We start from the raw sequence: 21072 nt of genomic DNA on the forward strand, positions 1-21072 counted from the left end.
CTGACAGCAACTCCAAGGTTTGCACTATGACCGCACAACCCAACTGGCAAGCAACCCCCACCCGCTCCGCCCCGGCCTCGAGCGGAGGCGCCCTGACAATCCGCGACCTGCGCTTTTCCCGTGAACACGATCGCACGCATGCCGGCGACCCCGTGGCCGCCGCCTGGTTTGCCTCGCTTTCCGCCAGTTTCCCGCGCGGAGAGGCCATGTTCATCGAGGCGGTAAAGGCTTTCCGCGAGGATGCGCCCCCCGAACTCGCTGCCGAGATTCGCGCCTTCATCCGCCAGGAGGTGAACCACACCCGCGAGCATCTCGCGTTCAATCGCGCGGTGGCCGCGGCAGGATACGACATGCGCGAGATCGACGAGAGCGTGAACCGGCTGGTCGATCTGGCCCTGTCGCGCCCGCCTATCGTGCAGCTCGCCGTCACCATCGCGCTCGAACATTTCACCGCCGTCTTTGCCCACGAATTCCTCGAAGACCCGACCTCGCTTGCCACGGGCGGGATCGGCGATCCGGCGATGTGGGCCTGGCATTCGGTGGAGGAGATCGAGCACAAGGGAGTCGCCTACGATACCTGGCTCAACGCGACGCGCGACTGGAGCGCCGGCAAGCGCTGGCGCGTGCGTTGCCTGCTGATGCTGGTCGTCAGCCGACGGTTTCTTTTCAACCGGTCCAGCGATGCGTTGAAGCTGATGGCGCAGGACGGCATCACCGGATGGCGCGCGCGCTGGCGGCTGGCGAAGTATCTGATCGGCAAGCCCGGCATCCTGCGCAAGATCTTCCCCGCCTGGCTCGGCTATTTCCGCCCCGGCTTTCACCCGTGGGACCATGACGACCGCCACCTGATCGCCGCGTGGGAGCGGGAGCAGGCAGCGGTCGCCTAGAAAAGCGCGGCGCCGCCCGCGGTCAGGCGGCGCTGCGCCACTCGCGTGGCGCCGGTTGGTCTTCGAGATCGCAGGCGAATTCCACCAGAGCGGCGTCCTCTCCGCGCGCCTCGCTGTGCCGCCGCGCGACGGTGCCGGTCGGCACGAAGCCGACCTTTCGCAGCACGCTGCCCGAGCGCGGATTGTCGGCGAAATGCCCCGCCACCAGGCGACGATGGCCGATCATGCGCGCAAGGTCGAGCAGTGCGGCGGCGGCCTCCGTAGCGAAGCCCTGCCCCCACCACCTGCGCCCGATCCAGTAGCCGATCTCCACCTCCGCACCCTGGCGGCCAAAGCCGGCACTGCCGATCACCCCCTGGCCGGGCAGATGGAGGAGGAAATGCGGTGCCTTGGGATCCTGCGGCATCGTGACGAAGGCCTCCGCCTCCGCCAGCCCGTAGGGCCACGGCGCGCGGGCAAGGTTGCGCACGATTTCGGGTTCGGCGATGAGGTGGGCCACGGCGGGCGCATCCTCGATCCAGGCGGGACGCAGGAACAGTCGCTGGGTACGCATGAACATGGGATCACTCCTTCGATGCCGGCCACGCGCCTCCAGTGCAGGGCCGACGTTGCAGAACGAAGGAAGGAGAACAAAAAAAAGGAGACGGGGCGGCCCCATCTCCTTCCTGCTTTTCCGGATTGTCTATGCTCCGGAAGGGGCCATCCCGGTGGATGACCCCGTTATCGGATCATCCGGTTATTCGGCAGCTTCCGCCATGACGTCTACGGAGACGTACTTGCGGCTTTGCTTGCCGTCATGGAAACGCACGCGGCCGGCTTCGAGCGCGAACAGCGTGTGGTCCTTGCCCATCCCGACATTGGTGCCCGGATAGAACTTGGTACCGCGCTGGCGCACGATGATGTTGCCGGGAATCACTTCCTCGCTGCCGAACTTCTTCACACCGAGGCGACGGCCGGCCGAATCACGACCGTTACGCGACGAACCGCCTGCTTTCTTGTGTGCCATCTTGTCTTACTCCGTATGTCCGCGCCCATCGGGTGGGCTGGCGGATTAATCCTGGTCGGCCGAGTCGGTGGCCGGCTTCTTCGTGGCGGCAGCCTTCTTGGGCGCCGCTTTCTTCGCCTTGGGCGCAGCGGTCTCTTCCGAGGTATCCTTCACCGGAGCGTCCGCCTTCTTGGCGACCTTCTTCGGCGCGGCTTCCGCGGCAGGAACGCTGCTCGCCTGCGACGCATCGTCCGACTTGGCAGCGGTAGCCTGCTTCGGCGCGGCCTTCTTCTGCTCGTCACCCACGCCAACGATCCGCAGCAGGGTCATCTGCTGGCGATGGCCAGCCTTGCGGCGATAGTTGTGGCGGCGCTTCTTCTTGAAGACGATCACCTTTTCGCTCTTGGCCTGGGCGATGATCTCTGCCGAGACGACGACCTTCGCCGCGTCCGCGATATCGTCCCCGTTGCCGGCGAGCAGAACGTCGCCCAGCGTGATCGTGTCACCGGCGTCACCCGCCAGTTTCTCGACCGCGATCTTGTCTCCTTCGGCGACGCGATACTGCTTGCCGCCCGTGCGCACTACTGCGAACATGGTCCTGTCAACCTGTCTATCTGGTGTTCTCGCCGTGGGCCACGCCCCCGGCAACAACAAAAAGGGCGCCCAAGGGGCACCGGAAAGAGCGCAGCCGTTAGGCCAGCTGTGCCGGGCTGTCAACCTTCGGACGCGCCGATTTCGCGGCAAATGTGCGCTGGAAAGCCGTTGTGCCACATAGTAGGGCAATGGCGTGACGATGCAACCACGCCAGCTGCCGATCCTCGCCGCTTCGCTGCTGCTGGGTGCCTGTGCCAGTTCGTCGGCGGGTGACTATCCCTCGCTGGCGATTCGGGATGCCGAAAGGGCCGCCGGCACCTTTGCGGTCGAGCCCTACGTGCCTGTCTATCCCGCCCCTGCCACAGTTGCCAGCGCCGAAGACTTCGCCCGCCAGGCCCGTGCCGCACACAACGCATTTCTCGCCGCCCTGCCCGCCGCCCGCAGCCGGGTGAACGCCGCGCGCGGCGGCGGGGTGGGGAGCGAGGCGTGGTCCGTCGCTCAGGTCGCCGTTGCCACGCTCGAACGGCATCGCGGGCAGGCCATGGTTGCGCTGGCCGAACTTGATCGCATCTACACCGCTGCTGGCGCAGAGGGGCAGGAGACCGACGCGGTGCAGGGCCTGCGGGGTCCGATCGAGACTTTGGTCGCGGAAGAGAACGCCGTGATCGCCCAGCTGCTGTCGGCGCTTAGATAAAACGGGACGTTAACCCCAGCGCGACAGGTCCGCATGGTCAGCGTCGCGCGGCTCGATCCAGTGCCAGCCGTCCGCCCGCCGCTCCCGCTTCCAGAACCAGCTTGCGGACTTCAGGTGATCCATCGCGAAATCGACCGCCTCTATGGCGTCGCGGCGGTGGCGGGCAGCGGCGGCGACCAGCACGATGGGTGCGCCCGGGCGCATCACTCCGTGGCGATGATGGATCAGCAGGCCGTCGAGCTGCCAGCGCAGCGCAACCCGGTCCGCCAGCGCCTCCATCCCGGGCAGGGTCATGCGCGGATAGGCCTTGAGTTCAAGGACCTTCACGTCTGCATCGGGGCGCACCTTGCCGACGAAACTGGCGATTCCGCCAGCTTCCGGATGTGCCTTGGCAAACAGGCCGAGTGCCTTGCCGGGGGAGAAGCCACGGTCCAGCAGCTGGATATCGCGCAAAATCTCAGCCCCCGCTGACGGGCGGCAGCAGCGCAACCTCCGCGCCGTCCGCCGCCTGCAGCATGGCCTTGTCCGCCAGCAGAGCGCCATCCACCGCCACGCGCACCTTGTCGCCCGCCACCTCGGCGGCCAGCGCGGGCGGCAGGCTGGCGACCAGCGTCGCCCAGTCGAGCGGCGCGGGAAGGGCCTGTTCGGGCGCCCCGGCAAGGTCCGCCAGCCGCCCGAGAAATACCAGGGTGACGCTCATCCGCCGGTAACCGACATGTGCCGCGGCTGCGCTGGCAGAGCGCCACGGGCGTGGGCGAAATGGTGACGTTCCGGCTTGATCCGCATGGCGGTGTCCAGCGCATCGGCCAGCAGTGCATCGGGCGTGTCGGAACGCAGCGCGGCGCGCAGGTCCACCTGTTCCGCCCCGCCGAGGCAGGCGTAAAGCTGCCCGGTCGCCGTCACGCGGATGCGGTTGCAGCTGGCGCAGAAATTGTTGGTGAGCGGCGTGATGAAGCCGAGCCGCCCGCCCGTCTCCTCCACCCGCACATAGCGCGCCGGGCCGCCGGTATCGTCCGGCAGATCGGCAAGCGTGAATCGCTCTTCCAGCCGGTCGCGCACGGCTGGCAGCGGCAGGTAATGATCGACCCGCTCGCCATCCACCTCGCCCAGCGGCATGACCTCGATCAGCGTCATGTCGTGCCCGTTCGCGTGCGCCCATTCGACGAGGTAGGGGATTTCCGCCTCGTTCAGCCCCTTGAGCGCGACCGTATTGATCTTCACCTTCAGCCCGATGGCGCTGGCTGCGGCGATGCCGCGCAGCACCTGCACCAGCCGGTCACGGCGGCTCAGGGTCTCGAACAGGGCGGCGTCCATCGTATCCAGGCTGACGTTGACGCGCCTCACGCCCGCGTCGAGCAGCGGCCCCGCAAATTCCGCCAGCCGGGTGCCGTTGGTGGTGAGCGTGAGTTCCTCCAGCCCGCCATGGCCGGCCGGACCCAGCGTGCGCCCGAGCGCCTGCACCAGTTCGATCACGTCGCGCCGCACCAGCGGCTCACCCCCGGTCAGGCGGATCTTGGTGATGCCCCGGTCGATGAAGGCGAGCGCGAGGCGATGAAGCTCCTCCAGGCTGAGGACTTCCTTCTTGGGCAGGAACTGCATCCGTTCCGGCATGCAGTACGAACAGCGCAGGTCGCAGCGGTCGGTGACCGACAGCCGCAGGTAGGAAATGCGGCGGTCGAAGGCATCGACGAGGGGTTTGGCACAGGACATCGTCAACCAAGCTAGGCGTTCGAGCCGGCAACTTCCAGCACTTGTCCGGTAACCCCGGGTGCGCGGGCGAGATAGTCCATCACTTCGTTCGCGCCTGTCTGCCCATTCGCCCCACTGCCTGCGACCACGCCGTTCACCCGGCGCGGCGCGGCCTCGCGGGCCAGTTCCTCGATCATCGCCTTGCGCCAGCTTGCATGGGTGTGGTCGGCAGTTGCGAACAGGACGATGACGTCATCGGTCGCCGCGCGCGCCATTGCCAGTCGATCGCGCCCGAATTGCGCCGCCGCATCGAGCGGGGCTGCGGCCAGCTGCCGCGCATCGACGACAGTAAAGCTCACCTGCGTTCGCGCGTTAGTGTGATGCCGATGCTCTCCCCCGCCTCGCTCAGCGCCAGCTTGACGATCTTAACGCGCACTTCCTCCACCCGCCGGTCCTGCAGGAACAGCGTTTCGCACACGTGGTCGGCCACGGCCTCGATCAGCTTGTAATGCGTGTCGCCCAGGGCATCGGAGCAGGCGAACTTCAGGTCCATGTAGTTCTTGCTCTGATCGAGCGGAGACTCGGCATCGAAGAAACGCGGCGCCTTCAGCCTGACCCGCACGGTGAAGCGCAGCGGCTGCGGCTTGCCCGTCTCTTCCGAATAGATGCCTGTGTGGACGTCGTGTTCGAAGTCGGCGAGCTCGAGATAGAGGCTGTCTCCCATGCCGCGCGACCCTAGCGCCGCGGCGCGGCTTGGCAAGCGCCGGGGCAGGCCCTAAGCCACGGGCACACGAACGGGGATCCGCCAGCATGACCGATAACACTTTTGCACTCCCCGCCGCCGCCATCCCCTCGCGGCGTCAACCTGCATGGAGCTGGCGCATCGGCGTCTTCGCGCTCGGTGGCGCGGTCCTCGCGGTGTTGATCGCCGGACTGATGCTGACGCTGGCGCGCTTCGACGTGATCGACAAGCTGACGGGTTTCGGCTGGTATGTGAAATCCAATTATATTGGTCTCGCCAGCGCACTTGTCGGGCTGATCGCGGTTGTCTGGGCCTCGGCACGCAAGACGCCGGGGCGGCTCGCGGGTGCGGTGGCCCTGGTGATCGGGTTGGGCATGGCGGGCGTATTCTACGCTATGGTGATGGCGCCGGCGCAGGCCGCGCCGTTCATGCACGACGTGACCACAGACGTCGCCGACCCGCCGCAATTCACCGCGCTGCCCCTGCGCGAGGACAACCTCGACCAGTACGACGGCGACATCGAGGCTTGGCGCGCCATGCACCGCGAAGGCTATCCCGACATCCAGCCGATCATCGTCAATCTACCGCCCGCCGAAGTGCTTGCCCGCGCACGTGCGATGGCCGAGGATCGCGGCTGGGACGTCGCCGCCTACGATTCCGCCAGCGGTCACATGGAAGCGACTGCCAATGCCGGATACTTGCGGTTCCGCGATGACGTTATCGTGGAGGCGACCCCGATTGCCGATGGCTCGACGCGCGTCGACATGCGTTCGGTTAGCCGCGTCGGCGGCAGCGACCTTGGTTACAACGCGGCGCGCATCCGTGAATTCCTGATCGACCTCAGCCGCGCGGGCTAGGCGCGGCGCCACCGGGCGAAGATGGCGGTGGGAAGAAGCCTGCCGCCCTCCCCTTCCTCGCGCACGGCCAGTTCGCCATGCTCGATGGTGCCGGGCAGGTCTGCCAGCGCCTCGGCCAGCAGGCCGCCGATGGCGAGCGAGCTCATGCGAACGGCATAGACGGTGAGGAACAGGAACCGGCTGTCGGCATCGAGCAGCTGGCGGCAATCGGCGATCAGCGGGGGAAGCCCTTCCTCCAGTCGCCAGACCTCGCCGCCCGGCCCGCGCCCGAACTTGGGCGGATCGAGGATGATGCCGTCATAGCGCCGCCCGCGCCGCACTTCGCGCGCGGCAAACTTGGCGGCGTCGTCCACCAGCCAGCGGATCGGGCGGTCGGCCATATCGGACAGGGCAGCGTTCTCGCGTGCCTGGGCGACCGACTTCTTGCTCGCATCGACGTGGGTGACCGTGCCGCCCTGCGACAGGGCGAGACTGCCGACGCCGGTATAACCGAACAGGTTGAGTGTCTGCGCCGCGTCCATTCCGGCAAGCTGGCCGCGCATCCATTCCCACACCGGCGCCATGTCGGGAAAGAACCCCAGATGCCTAAACGGCGTGCATTGCGCGGTAAAACGGGCCTCGTTCCACGCCATTGGCCAGCCCTCGGGTGGCACGTCGCGAAGGAATTGCCAGCGCCCGCCGCCGTCCTCGTCGCTGCCGGGCACGAATTCGCCGTGCGCCTGCCACTCGCCATCGGGCAAGCGCGGCTGCCACATGGCCTGCGGTTCGGGGCGAATGAAGCGAAAGGGGCCGTAACGCTCGAGCTTGCGGCCGTTGCCGCTGTCGATGAGGCCATAGTCGGCCCACGCCTCGCCCGCCATGACGAGGGGCAGTTCGGCAAGGTCAGCCACAGGACGGCTCCGCGCTGGTCGCTTGTCTCACGAGCGGGGCCTCGCCCGCTGGGCCACGTAGTCGCGCACCGCGTCGTAATTGCCGGGCAGGCGGTCGTAGGACTCCGCCCGCTCGAACAGGTTGCCGGCGCGCGCGGGTAGATCAGGCCGCACGCCGATGGCGCGTTCCACGGCCTCGGGAAACTTCGCCGGGTGGGCGGTGGCCAGGGTGACGACGGGCACGTCTTCCAGCGCGGAGCCGAGGTCTGTCCCCAGCGCCGCGCTCAGGCCGATGGCGGTGTGCGGGTCGATCACCTGGCCGGTGTGCTCCCATGCCCAGCGCATGGCATTGCCGGTCTGATCGGCGTCGGCCCGGAAACTGGCGAACAGTCCCCGCGCGGCCAGGCTCTGCGATTCGAGCAGGCGCATGGCGCGTGTCGCCTCGAACCCGCGCATCTGATCGGCCAGCGCCGCGCCATCGCGGCCGCCCCCCGAATCGGTCAGGTCGAACAGCAAACGCTCGAAATTGGAACTGACCTGGATGTCCATGCTTGGCGCGTCTGTCGGCGTGACGGTACCGGCGGAATAATCGCCCGCAGACAGCGCGCGGTGGAGAATGTCGTTGATGTTGGTGGCCACGATCAGGCGCGCGACCGGCAGCCCCATCTGCGCGGCGACGTAGCCTGCGAAGACATCTCCGAAATTGCCGGTCGGCACACTGAAGGCCACCTTGCGATCAGGCGCACCCAGCTGCACCGCGGCGTAAAAGTAATAGACCACCTGTGCCATCAGCCGCGCCCAGTTGATCGAATTGACCGCGCCGATGGCGAAGCGATCCGTCATGCTGCGATCGGCGAACATTCGCTTCACCATGGCCTGCGCGTCATCGAAGCTGCCGCTGATGGCGATGTTGTGGACATTGGGCGCGTCCACCGTGGTCATCTGCCGGCGCTGGACGTCGCTCACCTTGCCGTCCGGGTGGAGCATGAAGACGTCGACCCGTTCCAGCCCTGCCACCGCGCGGATCGCGGCGCTGCCGGTGTCGCCGCTGGTCGCCCCGACGATGGTGAGATTGCCCCCGCGCCGGGCGAGAAAGGTTTCGAACAGCCGCCCCAGCAATTGCAGGGCTATGTCCTTGAAGGCGAGCGTCGGCCCGTGGAACAGTTCGAGCAGCCAGTGGCGATGATCGAGCTGCACCAGCGGCGTGACGGCGGCATGGCCGAAGCTGCCGTAGACCTCTTCGCAGATGCGGCCGAGTTCGTCTTCGCTCAAGCTGTCACCGATGAACGGCCGCATGACCTGCTGCGCGACCGCCCAGTAGGGCTTGCCGCGCACGTCGCGAATTTCCGCTTCGGATATGCGCGGCCACGCCTCTGGCACATAGAGCCCGCCGTCGGACGCCAGGCCCGCCAGCGTCACGCCTTCGAAATCGAGCGCCGGGGCGCTGCCGCGGGTGGAAATGTAACGCATCGCGCGCCGGACTAGCGAGGCGCCTTGCGACGGGCAAGCAAGCTGTGCTTTTCGCGCAGGAACCCTCAGTTCCGGCCCTGCCAGCGGCGGCGCAGGGCCAGCCAGTAGATGACCAGAGCGGTCAGGGCGAAGAAGAACCACTGCCCGGCATAGGCGAGATGGTTGTTGGGCAAGGCATTGGGATCAGGCTGCGCCGAGGGTGCGAGGCCCGCGAGCCCGCGTTCCGACACGATCTTGTACCCCTCCCCCAACAACGCCAGCCTGCCGACGATCTCGCCGCCAGCGAACCGCGGCTGTTGCGGAGCGCGCGACCAGCCAATCTCTCCCGTGATCAGCGCGGCGCTAAGCTGCCCGCCGGCATCACTGCCGGCAAACGTGCCGCACTCGTAGCGGTGGACATATCCGCTCTGCCCGTTCGCGTTCCGCCCCGCCACGGCGGTCCAGTTTTGCGGCGAAGAGCAATCGTATCGGACCCGGCGATAGGCGGCCTGCGATGGCTCGACCTGCGCCAGGTCGCGCGCCTCGGTATCGGCGGCGTTGCGGGCGAAAGTGGCGAGAAGCGCCTCCTTTTCCTCGAGCCGCCCGAGCTGCCAGAACCCCAACGCCACCATCGTCGCGGCAGCGGCGATGACGACGATCGTCGCGACGATGGGTATGCGCCGCGTCATTCGCCCTTGTCTCCGCCAGGCAGATCGCCGCCAGGCCAATTACCGCCATGCCGGTGCTCCGCAGCACCCTGCCGGTATTCCGCCGCCAGCAGCCATGCCTTGGTCACGCGCAAAAGTGCCATCACGCCGGCCACGGTCAGCGGCACCCACAACAGAACGTGGAGCCACCACGGCGGCTCAAACCGCAGTTGCAACCAGATGGCGAGGCCGACCACAATGGTGCCAACGATGAGCGTGAGGAAGGCCGCCGGCCCGTCGCCCACGTTGAAGCGGGAATAGTCCAGGCCGCAGGCGGCACAGCGATCGGCGAACCGCGCATAGCCCGCAAACAGGGTCCGCGCGCCGCACCGTGGGCACAGACCAAGAAGGGCGACCTCCCGCATCGGGGGCCGCCCCTCTGATTGCGCCGGTCGCGGCGTCCGATCGTCCGTCACGCCAGACCCTAGTGGATTTCGGCGCCCCAACCGCCCCACACGTATACGACGATGAACAGGAACAGCCATACCACGTCGACGAAGTGCCAGTACCAGGCCGCCGCCTCGAAACCGAAATGCTGGCGCGGGGTGAAGTGGCCCTTGTAGGTGCGGAACAGGCACACGGCAAGGAAGATGGTGCCGACCAGCACGTGGAAGCCGTGGAAGCCCGTCGCCATGTAAAAGGCGCTGGAATAGGTGTTGCCGCCGAAATCGAACGGGGCGTGCGCATATTCGTAGACCTGGATGCAGCTGAACAACGCGCCCAGCAGGATCGTCAGCCACAGGCCTTTCTTGAGACCTTCGCGGTCGCCGTGGATCAGTGAGTGATGCGCCCAGGTCACCGTGGTGCCCGATGTCAGCAGGATGATCGTGTTGAGCAGCGGCAGGCTGAACGGATCGATCACCGCCTCGATGCCGGCGGGCGGGAATTCGCCGCCCACCACCTCTGACAGGGTGCTGGGGAACAGCGCGAAGTCGAAGAAGCTCCAGAACCAGCCGACGAAGAACATCACTTCCGATGCGATGAACAGGATCATGCCGTAACGCATGTGCAACTGCACCACCGGCGTGTGATCGCCGCGCTGCGCTTCCTTCGTAATGTTGGTGAACCAGGCGAAGAAAGTGGCGATCAGGCCAACGAAGCCCAGGCCCGTGATGACATGCCACAGGCTGTCGCCGAAGAAGTCCTGGTGCATCCAGGTGACCAGGCCGCCGAGAAACAGCAGCGCCGACATCGAGCCGATGAACGGCCAGATATCGGGAGCGAGAATGTGGTAATCGTGGTTCTTGGCGCCGGCCATCTGTCTCTTCCTGAGCCTTGATTTGTGGTTGCCCTTAACCCCGCCACGCGCGCGGGTCCAGAGCCTTGGATGGGTTACTGCGCGGCCTCTCCGGGCTTGCGGTGAAAGGTGTAGGACAAGGTGATCTGCTCCACCCCGGCCATGTCGGGATCGTCCAGCACCGCGGGGTCGACGTAATAGAGCACCGGCATGCGCACTTCCTGCCCCGGCTGCAGCACCTGTTCGGTGAAACAGAAACACTGGATCTTCTTGAAGTGGATGCCCGCCTGCGCCGGCTCCACGTTGAAGGTGGCGGTGCCGGTGATCGGGACGCTGGAATTGTTGCGGGCAATGTAGGTCGCCATGTCCCGCTGGCCCACCGGCACACGGTCGGTCACCTGCACTGGTTCAAAGGTCCACGGCATGTCGCGCGCGGTGTTGGCGTCGAAGCGGATCGAGTAGCTGACCCCGCCCGCGCTGGCGGCCTGCTGGGCGGCGAGATCGGCATCGCTCTGGGTGGCGACCTGGGTGGTCCCGCCAAACCCGGTCACCTGGCAGAACAGGCGATAAAGCGGCACCGAGGCGAACCCCAGTCCCAGCATCGCGAGCGCGCCGAAAAACGCCCACAGCATGGTGCGGCGGTTGCGGGCTTCGAGGGTGATCGCGGCCATCAGTCGCCCATCCTGACAATGGTGATCGCGTAGAACAGGATCACGAAGCCGAACAATAGGGCGGCAAGCACCAGGTTGCGCGCGCGGCGACGGCGGGTGATTTCGGTTTGTTCTTCAGGAGTCATGCAAGCACCATGCGATCGACCACCAGCGCGGCGAACAGCGCGAAGAGGTACAGGATAGAAAAGGCGAACAGCCGCTTTTCAGGCCGCATCGTATCGTCGGGGCGTGTCTGGCGCAGACCGACCTGGATGCTGAGCGCGAGGAACACGGCGCTGAGAACCAGTGCCGCCACGCCGTAGATCGCCCCGGTGCCGCCGACGAACCACGGGCTCGCCGCGAGCGGCAGCAGCAGTGCCGCGTAGGCGAGGATCTGCCGCCGGGTCGAACGCTCGCCCGCGACCACCGGCATCATGGGGATGCCTGCCTTGGCGTAATCGGTCTTCACGAACAGCGCGAGCGCCCAGAAATGCGGCGGCGTCCACATGAAGATGATCGCGAACAGCAGGACCGGCATCAGCGTGATCTCGCCGGTAACCGCGATCCAGCCGATCAGCGGCGGAAAGGCCCCGGCCCCGCCGCCGATGACGATGTTCTGCGGCGTGCGCGGCTTCAGCCATATGGTATAGATCACGGCATAATAGATGATGCTCAGGGCCAGCACGATGGCGGCCAGCCAGTGGATGGCCAGGCCCATCACGCCGACCGACACGCCCGAAAGCAGCAGGCCGAAGTCACGCGCATCCTGCCGCCGCAACCGGCCGGCGGGAAGCGGGCGGGCGGCGGTCCGCTTCATCTTGGCGTCGATATCGGCTTCCCACCACTGGTTCAGTGCCGCTGCCCCGCCAGCGCCCAGTGCAATGCACAGGATGGCGGTGAAGCCGAGCACCGGGTGGATGGCGCCCGGCGCGGCAAGCAGGCCGCAGAGGCCCGTGAACACCACCAGCGTCATCACCCGCGGCTTCGTCAGCGCGAAGAAATCGCGCCACTCGGCGGGCAGTTGCGCTGGGATCGGGGTGGCGGTTGCGGTCATCATCCTGTTCTCATGGGCAAAGGGGCGCTCCGTTCCCGGCGCGCCCCTCCCCTGTATCCATTCGTGGGCGAGGGCCCGGTTGCCTAGGTGTGGACCGGCTTTTCGCCGATGTGGTCGTAGTGCGAGTGGTGATCCTCGATCACCGGCAGCGTCTCGAACTGGTGGAACGGCGGCGGGCTGGTCAGGCTCCATTCCAGCGTCGTCGCGCCTTCGCCCCAGTAGTTGCCCGGCGCTTTCTTGCCGGCGAACAGGGCGTAGGCGGTGTTCACGAAGAACACGACCATCGAGATCGCCATGATCACGTAGCCCCAGCTGGCGATGTGGTTCCAGTATTCGTAGGCCGCCGTGTAATCGGGATAGCGGCGCGCCATGCCCTGCAGACCGAGGAAGTGCATCGGGAAGAAGATCACGTTCACGCCGATGAAGAACAGCCAGAAGTGCACGTGGGCAAGGAATTCGCTGTGCCAGCGGCCGAACATCTTGGGGAACCAGTAGTACCAGCCGGCGAACAGGCTGAACACCGCACCCATCGACAGCACATAGTGGAAGTGCGCCACTACGTAGTAGGTGTCGTGCATGTTGTCGTCGATGCCGCCGTTGGCGAGCACCACGCCGGTAACGCCGCCCACGGTGAACAGGAAGATGAAGCCCAGCGCCCAGACCATCGGCGACTTGAACTCGATCGAGCCGCCCCACATGGTCGCGATCCAGCTGAAGATCTTCACGCCCGTGGGCACCGCGATCACCATCGTGGCAGCGGTGAAGTACATCTTCGTGTTCACGTCCAGGCCAACGGTGTACATGTGGTGCGCCCACACGACGAACCCGACCACGCCGATCGCTACCATGGCGTAGGCCATGCCGAGATAGCCGAACACCGGCTTGCGGCTGAAGGTCGCCACGATCTGGCTGATCATGCCGAAGCCCGGCAGGATCATGATGTAGACTTCCGGGTGACCGAAGAACCAGAACAGGTGCTGGTAGAGGACGGGGTCGCCGCCGCCATCGGGGTTGAAGAAGGTGGTGCCGAAGTTGCGGTCGGTCAGCAGCATGGTGATCGCCGCGGCAAGCACCGGCAGCGCCAGCAGCAGCAGGAAGGCGGTGACCAGCACCGACCACACGAACAGCGGCATCTTGTGCAGCGTCATGCCCGGTGCGCGCATGTTGAAGATGGTGGTGATGAAGTTGGTCGCACCCAGGATCGAACCCGCGCCGGCAAGGTGCAGCGAGAAGATCGCGAAGTCCACCGCCGGACCCGCGCTGCCCTTGGTAGAAAGCGGGGCATAGACCGTCCAGCCCGTGCCCGCACCGTTGCCCGCAGGCGAACCGGGCACGAAGGCGCTGGCCATCAAGGACAGGAAGCCCGCCACCGTCAGCCAGAACGAGATGTTGTTCATGCGCGGGAAGGCCATGTCCGGCGCGCCGATCATCAGCGGCACGAACCAGTTGCCAAAGCCGCCGATCATGGCCGGCATGACCATGAAGAACACCATGATCAGGCCGTGCGCGGTAATCAGCACGTTCCACATGTGGCCCTGCTGATCGATCGTGGTGCCATCGCCGCCCATGAACTGGACGACCTGGCCCATGACCTGGATACCCGGTTCCGCCAGCTCCCAGCGCATCAGGCCGGACACCGCGCCGCCGATGATCCCCGCGAAGATCGCGAAGATCAGGTAGAGCGTGCCGATGTCCTTGTGGTTGGTCGACATGAACCAGCGCGCAAAGAACCCCGGCATGTGATCGTGATGATCGTCATGCACGTGGTCGGCATCGTGGTGGGCGGTAAAACCGTCGGCGGTGGTGGCCATGTTCTTCTCGGACCTTGCTGTCTTACGTCTTGTCTAAATCAGGCGTCGTGTGTGGATCAGGCGGCTTCGGCTTCGGCGGCCGCGACTTCTGCGTTCTCTTCCTCGGCGGCCGGGGCATCCTGCGCGGCGGCATCGTTTGCCGGAACAGCAGCAGCGGCAGCGGCTTCCTGCGCGGCAGCGGCACGAACCTGCTCGCGCGTCATGCCACCCGGCTGGGTCTGAACCCAGGCGTTGTAATCCTCCAGGCTGCGCGCCTCGATCGCGATCGGCATGTAGCCGTGACGCGCGCCGCACAGTTCCATGCACTGGCCGTAGTAGATGCCGGGCCGGTCGATCGTCAGCATCATCTCGTTGATGCGGCCGGGCACGGCGTCGAGCTTGAACCACAGCGAGGGGATACCGAACGAGTGGATCACGTCCGCGCCAAAGGTCTGGATGCGCAGCGGCACGCCGACGGGAACCACCATGCGGTTGTCCACGGCCAGCTGGTGCGGCTCACCAGCGGTCAGGGCCTCTTCCTCGTCGAGCATGTTCGAAATCACCTCGAACCCGCCGTTGTCGAGGTATTCGTAGCCCCAATACCACTGATACCCGTTGGCCTTGATGGTGATGGCGTTCTCGGGCGGCGATTCGTACTGACGCGCCAGCAGGGTGATGGAAGGCACGGCGATGCCGACCAGGATCAGCACCGGCAGCACCGTCCAGATCACCTCGATCAGCGTGTTGTGACTGGTCTTCGACGGCACCTGGTTGGCGCGCTTGTTGTAGCGGAACACCACCCACATGAGCAGGAACAGCACGAACACGCTGATCGCGGTGATGAGCGGCATCAGGATCGCATCGTGCATCCACAGGCCGAAGCGGCCATTTTCGGAATGCTGTTCCTGGAAACCGAAGGCGCCGCTTTCCGGCTGGCCCACGATCATGTCCGCACCGAAATGCTGGAAGGCCGATCCGGCGTCCGCCTCGTCACCGATCACGGTCTCGCCGTCTGCGACGCTGCGGTTCTCTGTCGCCTGCGGATTGGTATCGGACGCCGCGGACAGGTCGGTGTTCGGCGAATCCGTCACTTCGGCCACGTCAGGCGCGGCAGCGGTTTGCGCGAAGCCCGCCTGGGGCAGCGAAACGAAGGCAAGGGCGGCCAGCAACAGCGCCAGGAGGTGCAGCTTGGTGCGAGCGAGAGCGCCGAAATTCATTGCGTTTGGCTTTCCATCTTTCATGCGGGCAACGGGTGCGCGGTGGCCGGAAAGTGGCCGCGTCCGGCGCGCCTATACGCGCGCTTGCCCCATGCCTCAAGCGCCACTAGGGACTTTTTTCCCGGCGGGTCAAGCGGGCCAAAGGCCATGCCCCGCCCACGCATCGAAAGGCCGCGGCACCTTATCATGACGCAGGACGAGATACTCGGCGAATTTCGCGCCAGCGAGGCCCTGCTGGAAGGCCACTTCAGGCTCTCCAGCGGGCGGCACTCGGGCCATTATCTGCAGTGTGCGCGGGTGCTGATGAACCCCCGGCGCGCCGCGCGGCTGGCCGAAGCGCTGGCCGCCAGGCTGCCCGCCGCCATCCGCGACAGGCTCGATTGCGTCGTCAGCCCGGCGATGGGCGGCATCATCATCGGCCACGAGATGGGCCGCGCGCTGGATCTCGACGCCATGTTCCTCGAACGGCCCGAAGGCGAATTCCACCTGCGCCGCGGCTTCGCCCTGCCTGCCGGCGCAAAGGTGCTGATGGTGGAAGACGTCGTCACCACCGGCCTCAGTTCGCGCGAGGCCATCGCCGCCGTCGCGCGCGAAGGCGGCGAGGTGCTGGCCGAAGTCGCCCTGGTCGATCGCAGCGGCGGCGCGGCAGACCTCGGGGTGCCGTTCTTCCCGCTGATCGCCATCGATTTCCCGACCTATGCCGAGGACGAGGTACCCGCCGACCTTGCGGCCCTGCCGGTTACCAAGCCGGGGAGCCGCAAGTAAGGTGAGCAACTACCTTCGCCTCGGCGTCAACATCGACCATGTCGCCACCATCCGCAACGCGCGCGGCGGCGATCATCCCGATCCGGTGCGCGCGGCGCAGATCGTGGCGGCCTGTGGCGGCGACGGCATCACCGCCCACCTGCGCGAGGATCGCCGGCACATCCGCGACGACGATCTGAAGCGCATCCAAGATGCGACCGACCTGCCGCTCAACCTGGAAATGGCGGCAACGCCGGAAATGCTCGCCATCGCGCTTGCCCACCGGCCCCATGCCGCCTGCATCGTGCCCGAAAAGCGCGAGGAGCGCACGACCGAGGGCGGGCTGGACGCGGCGGGACTGCACAATCATCTTACCTCGATCGTCGGGCCGTTGCAGGATGCCGGCATCCGCGTAAGCCTGTTCATCGAGGCAAGCGAGCGGCAGCTCGATGCCGCGCTGCGGCTCGGCGCGCCGGTGGTGGAGTTCCACACCGGCGAATATGCCCACGCCGGGGCGGGCGGCGATCCGGAGCGCGTCGCACGCGAATTGCAGCGCATCGCCGATATGGCCGCCCTTGCCACGAAGAACGGTATTGAACCGCACGCCGGACACGGCCTGACCTACGACAACGTCCAGCCCATCGCCGCCATCCCGCAACTGGCTGAACTCAACATCGGCCATTACCTCATCGGCGAAGCGATCTTCGACGGGCTGGAACCGGCGGTGCTGAAGATGCGCGAATTGATGGACCTGGCACGGTGATGGCAGCGACGTGATCATCGGCCTCGGCTCCGACCTGTGCAACATCGAACGCATCGCCGCTTCGCTGGAGCGGTGGGGCGATCGCTTTCGCCAGCGCAGCTTCACCGACGTGGAGAACGCCAAGGCTGCGCGGCGTCCGCATACCCAGGCCGGCACCTACGCCAAGCGCTTCGCCGCCAAGGAGGCGTTCTCCAAGGCCGTGGGGACCGGCTTCAAGCGCGGCGTGTTCATGAAGGACATCGGCGTGGTCAACGCCGCTTCGGGCGCCCCCACCCTCGCGCTGACGGGCGGCGCGGCCGCGCGGCTTGCGGAAATCACGCCGCCCGGCCATGAGGCGCGCATCCACCTGACGCTGACCGACGATCACCCCTGGGCGCAGGCCTTCGTGATCATCGAGGCAATTCCCAAGGCCTGAATTTCTCCCGATGAGCGACGACAAGGACAGACCCGTCAACTGGTGGGCCGAACTGCGCGGGCTGGCGGCGATGCTGCTGGCCGTGCTGGCGTTCCATACGTTCGTCGCCAAACCGTTCTACATCCCCAGCGCCAGCATGGTGCCAAACCTGCTGGTGGGGGACCGGCTGGTGGTATCGAAATATCCCTACGGCTGGTCGTGGGTCTCGGCGAGCTTTCACATCCTGCCGCGTGACGACTGGCGCGTCGCCCCGGCCACGCCCGAATACGGCGACGTCGTAATCGTCGTCCCGCCTGACCGGGCGGAGGATTACATCAAGCGGGTGATCGGGCTGCCGGGCGATACCGTGGCGATGGTGGGCGGGCGGATCATCCTGAACGGCCAGCCGGTGCAGCAGGCGATCGAGCCCCCGGTGCGCATCCCGGCCGAGAACGACAACCTGTGCGACGGGTTCGAGTGCCTCTATTACTTCGAACCCTACCGAGTCACGCTGGAGGACGGAACACAGGTGTTCGAGCCGCCGACCTATCGCGAAACGCTGCCCAACGGCGCAAGCTACCTGATAATCGACCACGTCGAGGACACGCCCTACGACAATTTCGCGCCGGTGACCGTGCCCGAAGGCCATGTGTTCCTGCTGGGCGACAACCGCGATCATTCGTCCGACAGCCGCGCCCCGGCGCGCCCGCTGGGACAGGGCCTGGGCGGGCCGGTGCCGCTGTCCAGCGTGGGCGGCCGCGCCGAGTTCATCACCTTTTCGCTCGATGGCACGTCCGGCTATAACCCGCTGACATGGTGGGGAGCCTTGCGTCCGGACCGCGCTTGGCGCAGCTTGCGACCGGAACTTCGGGGAGAACGACGGCCATGAGCGACGGTAGTGTGGAACAGGATGGCGAACCCATCCACGACGAGGACGTCGGCGCCAGTCCGACGCACATCGCCAGCCCCAAATTGCGCTTCGAGGCCTGGCGGGCCGTGGTCTGGACAAGCGTCGTCGGCCTGATCGTCCTGTCGATCTATATTGCCGACAGCCTGCTGGTGATTTTCGGCGCGCTGGTCTTTGCTGCCATGATCGACGGTGGATCGCGCCTGCTGGGCCGCTTCCTCCCCGTCGGACGCGGGCTGCGCATCGGCATCGTCCTGCTGCTGGCGACGGGTTTCCTGCTCTGGCTGGGCTATTTCACCGGATCGCAGGTATCCCAGCAGGCGGCCGAATTCCCCAGCATCGTCAACGAACAGGTCGGGCGCGCCATCGCCTGGTTGCGCAGCAAGGGCTTCGTCATCAGCCAGGGTGACATCCAGAATATCGTCGGCCAGTTCGCGAGCGGAGCCGGTGCCGTCACCCGGGCCATCGGCGGCGTTTTCGGTGGACTGGCGACGCTGCTGATCGTCGTGGTCGTGGGCATCTATGTTGCGCTGGAGCCCCGCCTGTACGAGCGCGGCGTTGCCTGGATGCTGCCCGAGGACAACCGCAACCGGTTCTACGATACTGCCAGCAAGATGGCCTATACCATGCGCCGCCTGATGGCCGGGCGCCTGGTCGGCATGATCTTCGAAGGCTTTTTCACCTATTTCGCCCTGCTCGGTTACGGCCTGGTCACCGGCGAATACATTCCCATGGCGGCGCTGCTGGCGATCCTGACCGGGCTGCTCGCCTTCGTTCCCAACGTGGGCGCGGTGGTCTCGGGCGTTCTGATGGTGCTGGTCGGCTTTTCCGGCGGCGCGCAAATGGGCGTCTACACCATCGTCGTCTACCTCGTGGTGCAGAACATCGACGGTTACATCATCGTGCCGATGATCGCGAGGAAGACGGTAGACCTGGCACCCGCACTGGTGCTGGCCTTCCAGCTGATCATGGGGATCCTGTTCGGCATCCTCGGCCTGTTCCTGGCCGATCCGCTGCTGGCCATGATCAAGGTCGCCCTGGAACAGCGGTCCAAGGCCAATCACAAGGAAGACAAGGCCGCCGGGCACGAACCCGGCAGCCACCCTGCACCGGAGGCAAGCCCTGCGTAAGTTCCTCTATATCATCACCTTTCTCATCCTGCTGGTCGCGGCGGGGCTGTTTGCCCTGCGCATCTGGAGCGACGAGCTGACCGAGATCGCGCTGGTGCCGGATACCGAGTTCGTCGAGCAGGACCCGCTCGAACAGAACGCCTATCAGGATCCGGACATGTGGTTCAGCCGCCCCGGCAAGGGTGTCGCCAACGATCCCGCGCGCTGGCAGCCGGCCCTGGCTGATGCCGAGGATGCGGAAACGCCGATGGCCTCGGCCAGTGCCATGCCGTTGGCGCCGGGCACCGTGGGCAGCACGGCCGGCCCTGCGACAGGTTTGCCAGCGGAGGCGCCGGCGAGCGGCGAGCCGCCGCGCTTTGCCGTGTTCTTCGTCCACCCGACCAGCTTCTACGACAGCCGCGCCTGGAACGCCTCGCTTGCCGACACGGACTCACAGGCCCGCGCCCGGCTGATGGTGCGCGGCATGGCAAGCGCGTTCAACCAGGCCAGCGAGATCTGGGTGCCGCGCTATCGCCAGGCGACCTTCGGCGCGTTCATCACGGTCGATCCCGCCGGCACGCAGGCCATCGACGCCGCCTATCGCGACATCGCGCAGGCATTCGATTTCTTCATCGATTCGGTTCCGGCAGACATGCCCATCGTCCTCGTCGGGCACAGCCAGGGGGCTTACCACGTCACCCGCCTGTTGCAGGACAAGGTGGCCGGCACGCCGCTGCAGGCGCGCGTGGCAATGGCCTATCCGATCGGCTGGCCCATATCGATCGAGCACGATCTGCCCAGCCTTGGCCTGCCTGGCTGCGCCACCCCCGACCAGGCAGGCTGCGTGTTCTCCTACGCCAGCTTTGCCGAGCCTGCGGAACCCGGCCAGTTCCTGCGCCGCTACGCCGAACTGCCCGGCATGGACGGTCAAGCCCGCGGCGAGAGCCCGATCCTGTGCGTCAACCCCATCACCGGGACCTTGAACGGCACTGCGACTGCCGCCAGCAACCTCGGCACGCTGGTGCCCGATGACGAGCTGACGACCGGCGAACTGGTGACCAGCGCAGTCGGCGCGCGGTGTGCCGACAACGGCCTGCTGCTGATCGGCGATCCGCCCGACTTGGGCCGCTACGTGCTGCCCGGCAACAATTACCACGTCTATGACATTCCGCTGTTCTGGGCCAATCTGCAGGCGGACGTCGCCCGCCGGGTGCGCGCCTGGGCTGGCACCACCGCCACCACGGGGCAAGGCCCATCGCCGCGCTCGTAACCGAAAACGCGATCGAATATCGTGACGCATTGCCCGACGGCGGCATGCTCATGGGGCTCGATCTCGGCAGCAAGACCATCGGCGTTGCCACGTGCGATGCCGGGTGGGCCTTTGCCACCGCGGGCAAGACACTGACCCGCGGCAAGTTCGCCCGTGACCTCGCCGTGATCGAGGACATGGTGCGAACGCGCGGCGTGGCCGGCATCGTCATCGGTCTGCCGCTCAACATGGATGGGTCCGCCGGGCCGCGTGCCCAGGCCAGCCGCGCCTTTGCCCGCAACCTTGCCGTGCTGGACCTGCCCGTGCTGCTGTGGGACGAGCGGTGGTCCACGGCCAGCGCGGAGCGTGACATGATCGCGCAGGATTTCTCCCGCGCCCGCCGCGCCGAGCGGATAGACAGCCACGCCGCCGCCGTCATCCTGCAGGGGGCGATAGACCGGCTGACGGGGGGCCTGTTCTGAGCC

At 66.4% G+C, this 21072-nt stretch carries 28 protein-coding genes; 10 read left to right on the forward strand and 18 right to left on the reverse strand.

Annotated elements, in window-relative coordinates:
- Positions 1-26: 26 nt before the first annotated feature.
- Complete coding sequence (locus tag GRI62_RS08990) at positions 27-887, forward strand: metal-dependent hydrolase (protein WP_131452990.1); 861 nt, start codon at positions 27-29, stop codon at positions 885-887.
- Positions 888-909: 22 nt separating this feature from the next.
- Here GRI62_RS08990 and GRI62_RS08995 read toward each other — a convergent pair whose 3' ends face one another.
- From GRI62_RS08995 to rplU, 3 genes are all read right to left on the reverse strand, one after another.
- A complete protein-coding gene (locus GRI62_RS08995) occupies positions 910-1446 on the reverse strand; it encodes a GNAT family N-acetyltransferase (RefSeq protein WP_131452991.1) in 537 nt (178 codons plus the stop codon).
- Between the two features lie 177 nt (positions 1447-1623).
- Positions 1624-1893, reverse strand: coding sequence for a 50S ribosomal protein L27 (gene rpmA, locus GRI62_RS09000; protein WP_131452992.1), 270 nt, complete (start codon positions 1891-1893; stop codon positions 1624-1626).
- 45 nt (positions 1894-1938) lie between these two features.
- Positions 1939-2466: a 50S ribosomal protein L21 gene (gene rplU / locus GRI62_RS09005; protein ID WP_131452993.1), complete on the reverse strand. Its 528-nt coding sequence runs from the start codon at positions 2464-2466 to the stop codon at positions 1939-1941.
- Positions 2467-2659: 193 nt separating this feature from the next.
- Between rplU and GRI62_RS09010 the strand changes: the two genes are divergently transcribed.
- The gene (locus tag GRI62_RS09010; RefSeq protein WP_131452994.1) at positions 2660-3160 is read left to right on the forward strand and encodes a hypothetical protein; all 501 of its coding nucleotides are present in this window, start codon (positions 2660-2662) and stop codon (positions 3158-3160) included.
- Between the two features lie 9 nt (positions 3161-3169).
- Here the strand turns inward: GRI62_RS09010 and GRI62_RS09015 are convergent, their stop codons facing one another.
- From GRI62_RS09015 to GRI62_RS09035, 5 genes are read right to left on the reverse strand one after another with little or no spacing between them, the layout of a single operon-like run.
- Positions 3170-3613 (reverse strand): molybdenum cofactor biosynthesis protein MoaE, encoded by a 444-nt coding sequence (locus GRI62_RS09015; protein ID WP_234027407.1) that lies wholly within the window; start codon positions 3611-3613, stop codon positions 3170-3172.
- A 4-nt stretch (positions 3614-3617) separates the two neighbouring features.
- Complete coding sequence (locus GRI62_RS09020; RefSeq protein ID WP_131452996.1) at positions 3618-3860, reverse strand: MoaD/ThiS family protein; 243 nt, start codon at positions 3858-3860, stop codon at positions 3618-3620.
- The gene (gene moaA, locus GRI62_RS09025) at positions 3857-4870 is read right to left on the reverse strand and encodes a GTP 3',8-cyclase MoaA (protein WP_131452997.1); all 1014 of its coding nucleotides are present in this window, start codon (positions 4868-4870) and stop codon (positions 3857-3859) included. The genes GRI62_RS09020 and moaA overlap by 4 nt, the downstream gene beginning before the upstream one ends.
- An 11-nt stretch (positions 4871-4881) precedes the next feature.
- On the reverse strand, positions 4882-5208 hold the full coding sequence (locus GRI62_RS09030) for a Rossmann fold domain-containing protein (RefSeq protein ID WP_131452998.1): 327 nt from the start codon (positions 5206-5208) through the stop codon (positions 4882-4884).
- Positions 5205-5573, reverse strand: a complete 369-nt coding sequence (locus tag GRI62_RS09035; RefSeq protein ID WP_131452999.1) for a dihydroneopterin aldolase — start codon at positions 5571-5573, stop codon at positions 5205-5207. Before GRI62_RS09035 ends, GRI62_RS09030 begins: the two co-directional genes overlap by 4 nt.
- Positions 5574-5659: 86 nt before the next feature.
- Between GRI62_RS09035 and GRI62_RS09040 the strand changes: the two genes are divergently transcribed.
- Positions 5660-6448 carry a DUF1499 domain-containing protein gene (locus GRI62_RS09040; protein ID WP_131453000.1) on the forward strand — a complete coding sequence of 263 codons (789 nt, stop codon included), beginning with the start codon at positions 5660-5662 and terminating at the stop codon, positions 6446-6448.
- Here the strand turns inward: GRI62_RS09040 and GRI62_RS09045 are convergent.
- The 10 genes from GRI62_RS09045 to coxB form a co-directional block, all read right to left on the reverse strand.
- On the reverse strand, positions 6445-7308 hold the full coding sequence (locus GRI62_RS09045) for a class I SAM-dependent methyltransferase (protein ID WP_199800033.1): 864 nt from the start codon (positions 7306-7308) through the stop codon (positions 6445-6447). The genes GRI62_RS09040 and GRI62_RS09045 overlap by 4 nt on opposite strands.
- A gap of 57 nt (positions 7309-7365) precedes the next feature.
- Positions 7366-8787: a threonine synthase gene (gene thrC, locus GRI62_RS09050; protein ID WP_131453002.1), complete on the reverse strand. Its 1422-nt coding sequence runs from the start codon at positions 8785-8787 to the stop codon at positions 7366-7368.
- 65 nt (positions 8788-8852) lie between these two features.
- Complete coding sequence (locus GRI62_RS09055; RefSeq protein WP_131453003.1) at positions 8853-9455, reverse strand: SURF1 family protein; 603 nt, start codon at positions 9453-9455, stop codon at positions 8853-8855.
- Entirely contained in the window at positions 9452-9838 is a 387-nt protein-coding gene (locus GRI62_RS09060) for a DUF983 domain-containing protein (protein WP_131453004.1), read from the reverse strand. Before GRI62_RS09060 ends, GRI62_RS09055 begins: the two co-directional genes overlap by 4 nt.
- A gap of 59 nt (positions 9839-9897) precedes the next feature.
- Positions 9898-10731 carry a cytochrome c oxidase subunit 3 gene (locus tag GRI62_RS09065; protein ID WP_131453005.1) on the reverse strand — a complete coding sequence of 278 codons (834 nt, stop codon included), beginning with the start codon at positions 10729-10731 and terminating at the stop codon, positions 9898-9900.
- A gap of 74 nt (positions 10732-10805) precedes the next feature.
- On the reverse strand, positions 10806-11381 hold the full coding sequence (locus tag GRI62_RS09070) for a cytochrome c oxidase assembly protein (RefSeq protein ID WP_131453006.1): 576 nt from the start codon (positions 11379-11381) through the stop codon (positions 10806-10808).
- A complete protein-coding gene (locus GRI62_RS14615; protein ID WP_267901977.1) occupies positions 11381-11506 on the reverse strand; it encodes a hypothetical protein in 126 nt (41 codons plus the stop codon). The genes GRI62_RS09070 and GRI62_RS14615 overlap by 1 nt, the downstream gene beginning before the upstream one ends.
- A complete protein-coding gene (locus GRI62_RS09075) occupies positions 11503-12417 on the reverse strand; it encodes a heme o synthase (RefSeq protein WP_373282977.1) in 915 nt (304 codons plus the stop codon). The genes GRI62_RS14615 and GRI62_RS09075 overlap by 4 nt, the downstream gene beginning before the upstream one ends.
- A gap of 80 nt (positions 12418-12497) precedes the next feature.
- Positions 12498-14225 carry a cytochrome c oxidase subunit I gene (ctaD, locus tag GRI62_RS09080; RefSeq protein WP_131453007.1) on the reverse strand — a complete coding sequence of 576 codons (1728 nt, stop codon included), beginning with the start codon at positions 14223-14225 and terminating at the stop codon, positions 12498-12500.
- Between the two features lie 56 nt (positions 14226-14281).
- Positions 14282-15421: a cytochrome c oxidase subunit II gene (coxB, locus tag GRI62_RS09085; protein WP_131453008.1), complete on the reverse strand. Its 1140-nt coding sequence runs from the start codon at positions 15419-15421 to the stop codon at positions 14282-14284.
- Between the two features lie 186 nt (positions 15422-15607).
- Here coxB and pyrE point away from each other — a divergent pair, with 186 nt between their 5' ends.
- The 7 genes from pyrE to ruvX all read left to right on the forward strand — a co-directional run bounded on the left by pyrE (position 15608) and on the right by ruvX (position 21069).
- A complete protein-coding gene (pyrE, locus tag GRI62_RS09090; RefSeq protein ID WP_131453009.1) occupies positions 15608-16186 on the forward strand; it encodes an orotate phosphoribosyltransferase in 579 nt (192 codons plus the stop codon).
- A 1-nt stretch (position 16187) separates the two neighbouring features.
- Positions 16188-16928 carry a pyridoxine 5'-phosphate synthase gene (locus GRI62_RS09095; protein ID WP_234032711.1) on the forward strand — a complete coding sequence of 247 codons (741 nt, stop codon included), beginning with the start codon at positions 16188-16190 and terminating at the stop codon, positions 16926-16928.
- A 10-nt stretch (positions 16929-16938) separates the two neighbouring features.
- Positions 16939-17343, forward strand: coding sequence for a holo-ACP synthase (gene acpS, locus GRI62_RS09100; RefSeq protein ID WP_131453011.1), 405 nt, complete (start codon positions 16939-16941; stop codon positions 17341-17343).
- A gap of 10 nt (positions 17344-17353) precedes the next feature.
- Positions 17354-18211, forward strand: coding sequence for a signal peptidase I (lepB, locus tag GRI62_RS09105; protein WP_131453012.1), 858 nt, complete (start codon positions 17354-17356; stop codon positions 18209-18211).
- Positions 18208-19359 carry an AI-2E family transporter gene (locus tag GRI62_RS09110; protein ID WP_131453013.1) on the forward strand — a complete coding sequence of 384 codons (1152 nt, stop codon included), beginning with the start codon at positions 18208-18210 and terminating at the stop codon, positions 19357-19359. The genes lepB and GRI62_RS09110 overlap by 4 nt, the downstream gene beginning before the upstream one ends.
- Positions 19360-19453: 94 nt before the next feature.
- Complete coding sequence (locus GRI62_RS09115; protein ID WP_234032708.1) at positions 19454-20608, forward strand: DUF3089 domain-containing protein; 1155 nt, start codon at positions 19454-19456, stop codon at positions 20606-20608.
- 44 nt (positions 20609-20652) lie between these two features.
- Complete coding sequence (gene ruvX, locus GRI62_RS09120; RefSeq protein WP_131453015.1) at positions 20653-21069, forward strand: Holliday junction resolvase RuvX; 417 nt, start codon at positions 20653-20655, stop codon at positions 21067-21069.
- Positions 21070-21072: the final 3 nt, after the last annotated feature.

It is taken from the genome of Aurantiacibacter arachoides, assembly GCF_009827335.1.
Classification (GTDB): Bacteria; Pseudomonadota; Alphaproteobacteria; order Sphingomonadales; family Sphingomonadaceae; genus Alteraurantiacibacter; species Alteraurantiacibacter arachoides.

Coding starts and splice junctions, on each gene's coding strand:
- GRI62_RS08990 (WP_131452990.1), top strand. CDS start 27: ATGACCGCACAACCCAACTGGCAAGCAACCCCCACCCGCTCCGCCCCG.
- GRI62_RS08995 (WP_131452991.1), bottom strand. CDS start 1,446: ATGTTCATGCGTACCCAGCGACTGTTCCTGCGTCCCGCCTGGATCGAG.
- rpmA (WP_131452992.1), bottom strand. CDS start 1,893: ATGGCACACAAGAAAGCAGGCGGTTCGTCGCGTAACGGTCGTGATTCG.
- rplU (WP_131452993.1), bottom strand. CDS start 2,466: ATGTTCGCAGTAGTGCGCACGGGCGGCAAGCAGTATCGCGTCGCCGAA.
- GRI62_RS09020 (WP_131452996.1), bottom strand. CDS start 3,860: ATGAGCGTCACCCTGGTATTTCTCGGGCGGCTGGCGGACCTTGCCGGG.
- moaA (WP_131452997.1), bottom strand. CDS start 4,870: ATGTCCTGTGCCAAACCCCTCGTCGATGCCTTCGACCGCCGCATTTCC.
- GRI62_RS09035 (WP_131452999.1), bottom strand. CDS start 5,573: ATGGGAGACAGCCTCTATCTCGAGCTCGCCGACTTCGAACACGACGTC.
- GRI62_RS09040 (WP_131453000.1), top strand. CDS start 5,660: ATGACCGATAACACTTTTGCACTCCCCGCCGCCGCCATCCCCTCGCGG.
- GRI62_RS09045 (WP_199800033.1), bottom strand. CDS start 7,308: ATGGCGGGCGAGGCGTGGGCCGACTATGGCCTCATCGACAGCGGCAAC.
- thrC (WP_131453002.1), bottom strand. CDS start 8,787: ATGCGTTACATTTCCACCCGCGGCAGCGCCCCGGCGCTCGATTTCGAA.
- GRI62_RS09055 (WP_131453003.1), bottom strand. CDS start 9,455: ATGACGCGGCGCATACCCATCGTCGCGACGATCGTCGTCATCGCCGCT.
- GRI62_RS09060 (WP_131453004.1), bottom strand. CDS start 9,838: ATGCGGGAGGTCGCCCTTCTTGGTCTGTGCCCACGGTGCGGCGCGCGG.
- GRI62_RS09065 (WP_131453005.1), bottom strand. CDS start 10,731: ATGGCCGGCGCCAAGAACCACGATTACCACATTCTCGCTCCCGATATC.
- GRI62_RS09070 (WP_131453006.1), bottom strand. CDS start 11,381: ATGGCCGCGATCACCCTCGAAGCCCGCAACCGCCGCACCATGCTGTGG.
- GRI62_RS14615 (WP_267901977.1), bottom strand. CDS start 11,506: ATGACTCCTGAAGAACAAACCGAAATCACCCGCCGTCGCCGCGCGCGC.
- GRI62_RS09075 (WP_373282977.1), bottom strand. CDS start 12,417: ATGATGACCGCAACCGCCACCCCGATCCCAGCGCAACTGCCCGCCGAG.
- ctaD (WP_131453007.1), bottom strand. CDS start 14,225: ATGGCCACCACCGCCGACGGTTTTACCGCCCACCACGATGCCGACCAC.
- coxB (WP_131453008.1), bottom strand. CDS start 15,421: ATGAATTTCGGCGCTCTCGCTCGCACCAAGCTGCACCTCCTGGCGCTG.
- pyrE (WP_131453009.1), top strand. CDS start 15,608: ATGACGCAGGACGAGATACTCGGCGAATTTCGCGCCAGCGAGGCCCTG.
- lepB (WP_131453012.1), top strand. CDS start 17,354: ATGAGCGACGACAAGGACAGACCCGTCAACTGGTGGGCCGAACTGCGC.
- GRI62_RS09110 (WP_131453013.1), top strand. CDS start 18,208: ATGAGCGACGGTAGTGTGGAACAGGATGGCGAACCCATCCACGACGAG.
- ruvX (WP_131453015.1), top strand. CDS start 20,653: ATGCTCATGGGGCTCGATCTCGGCAGCAAGACCATCGGCGTTGCCACG.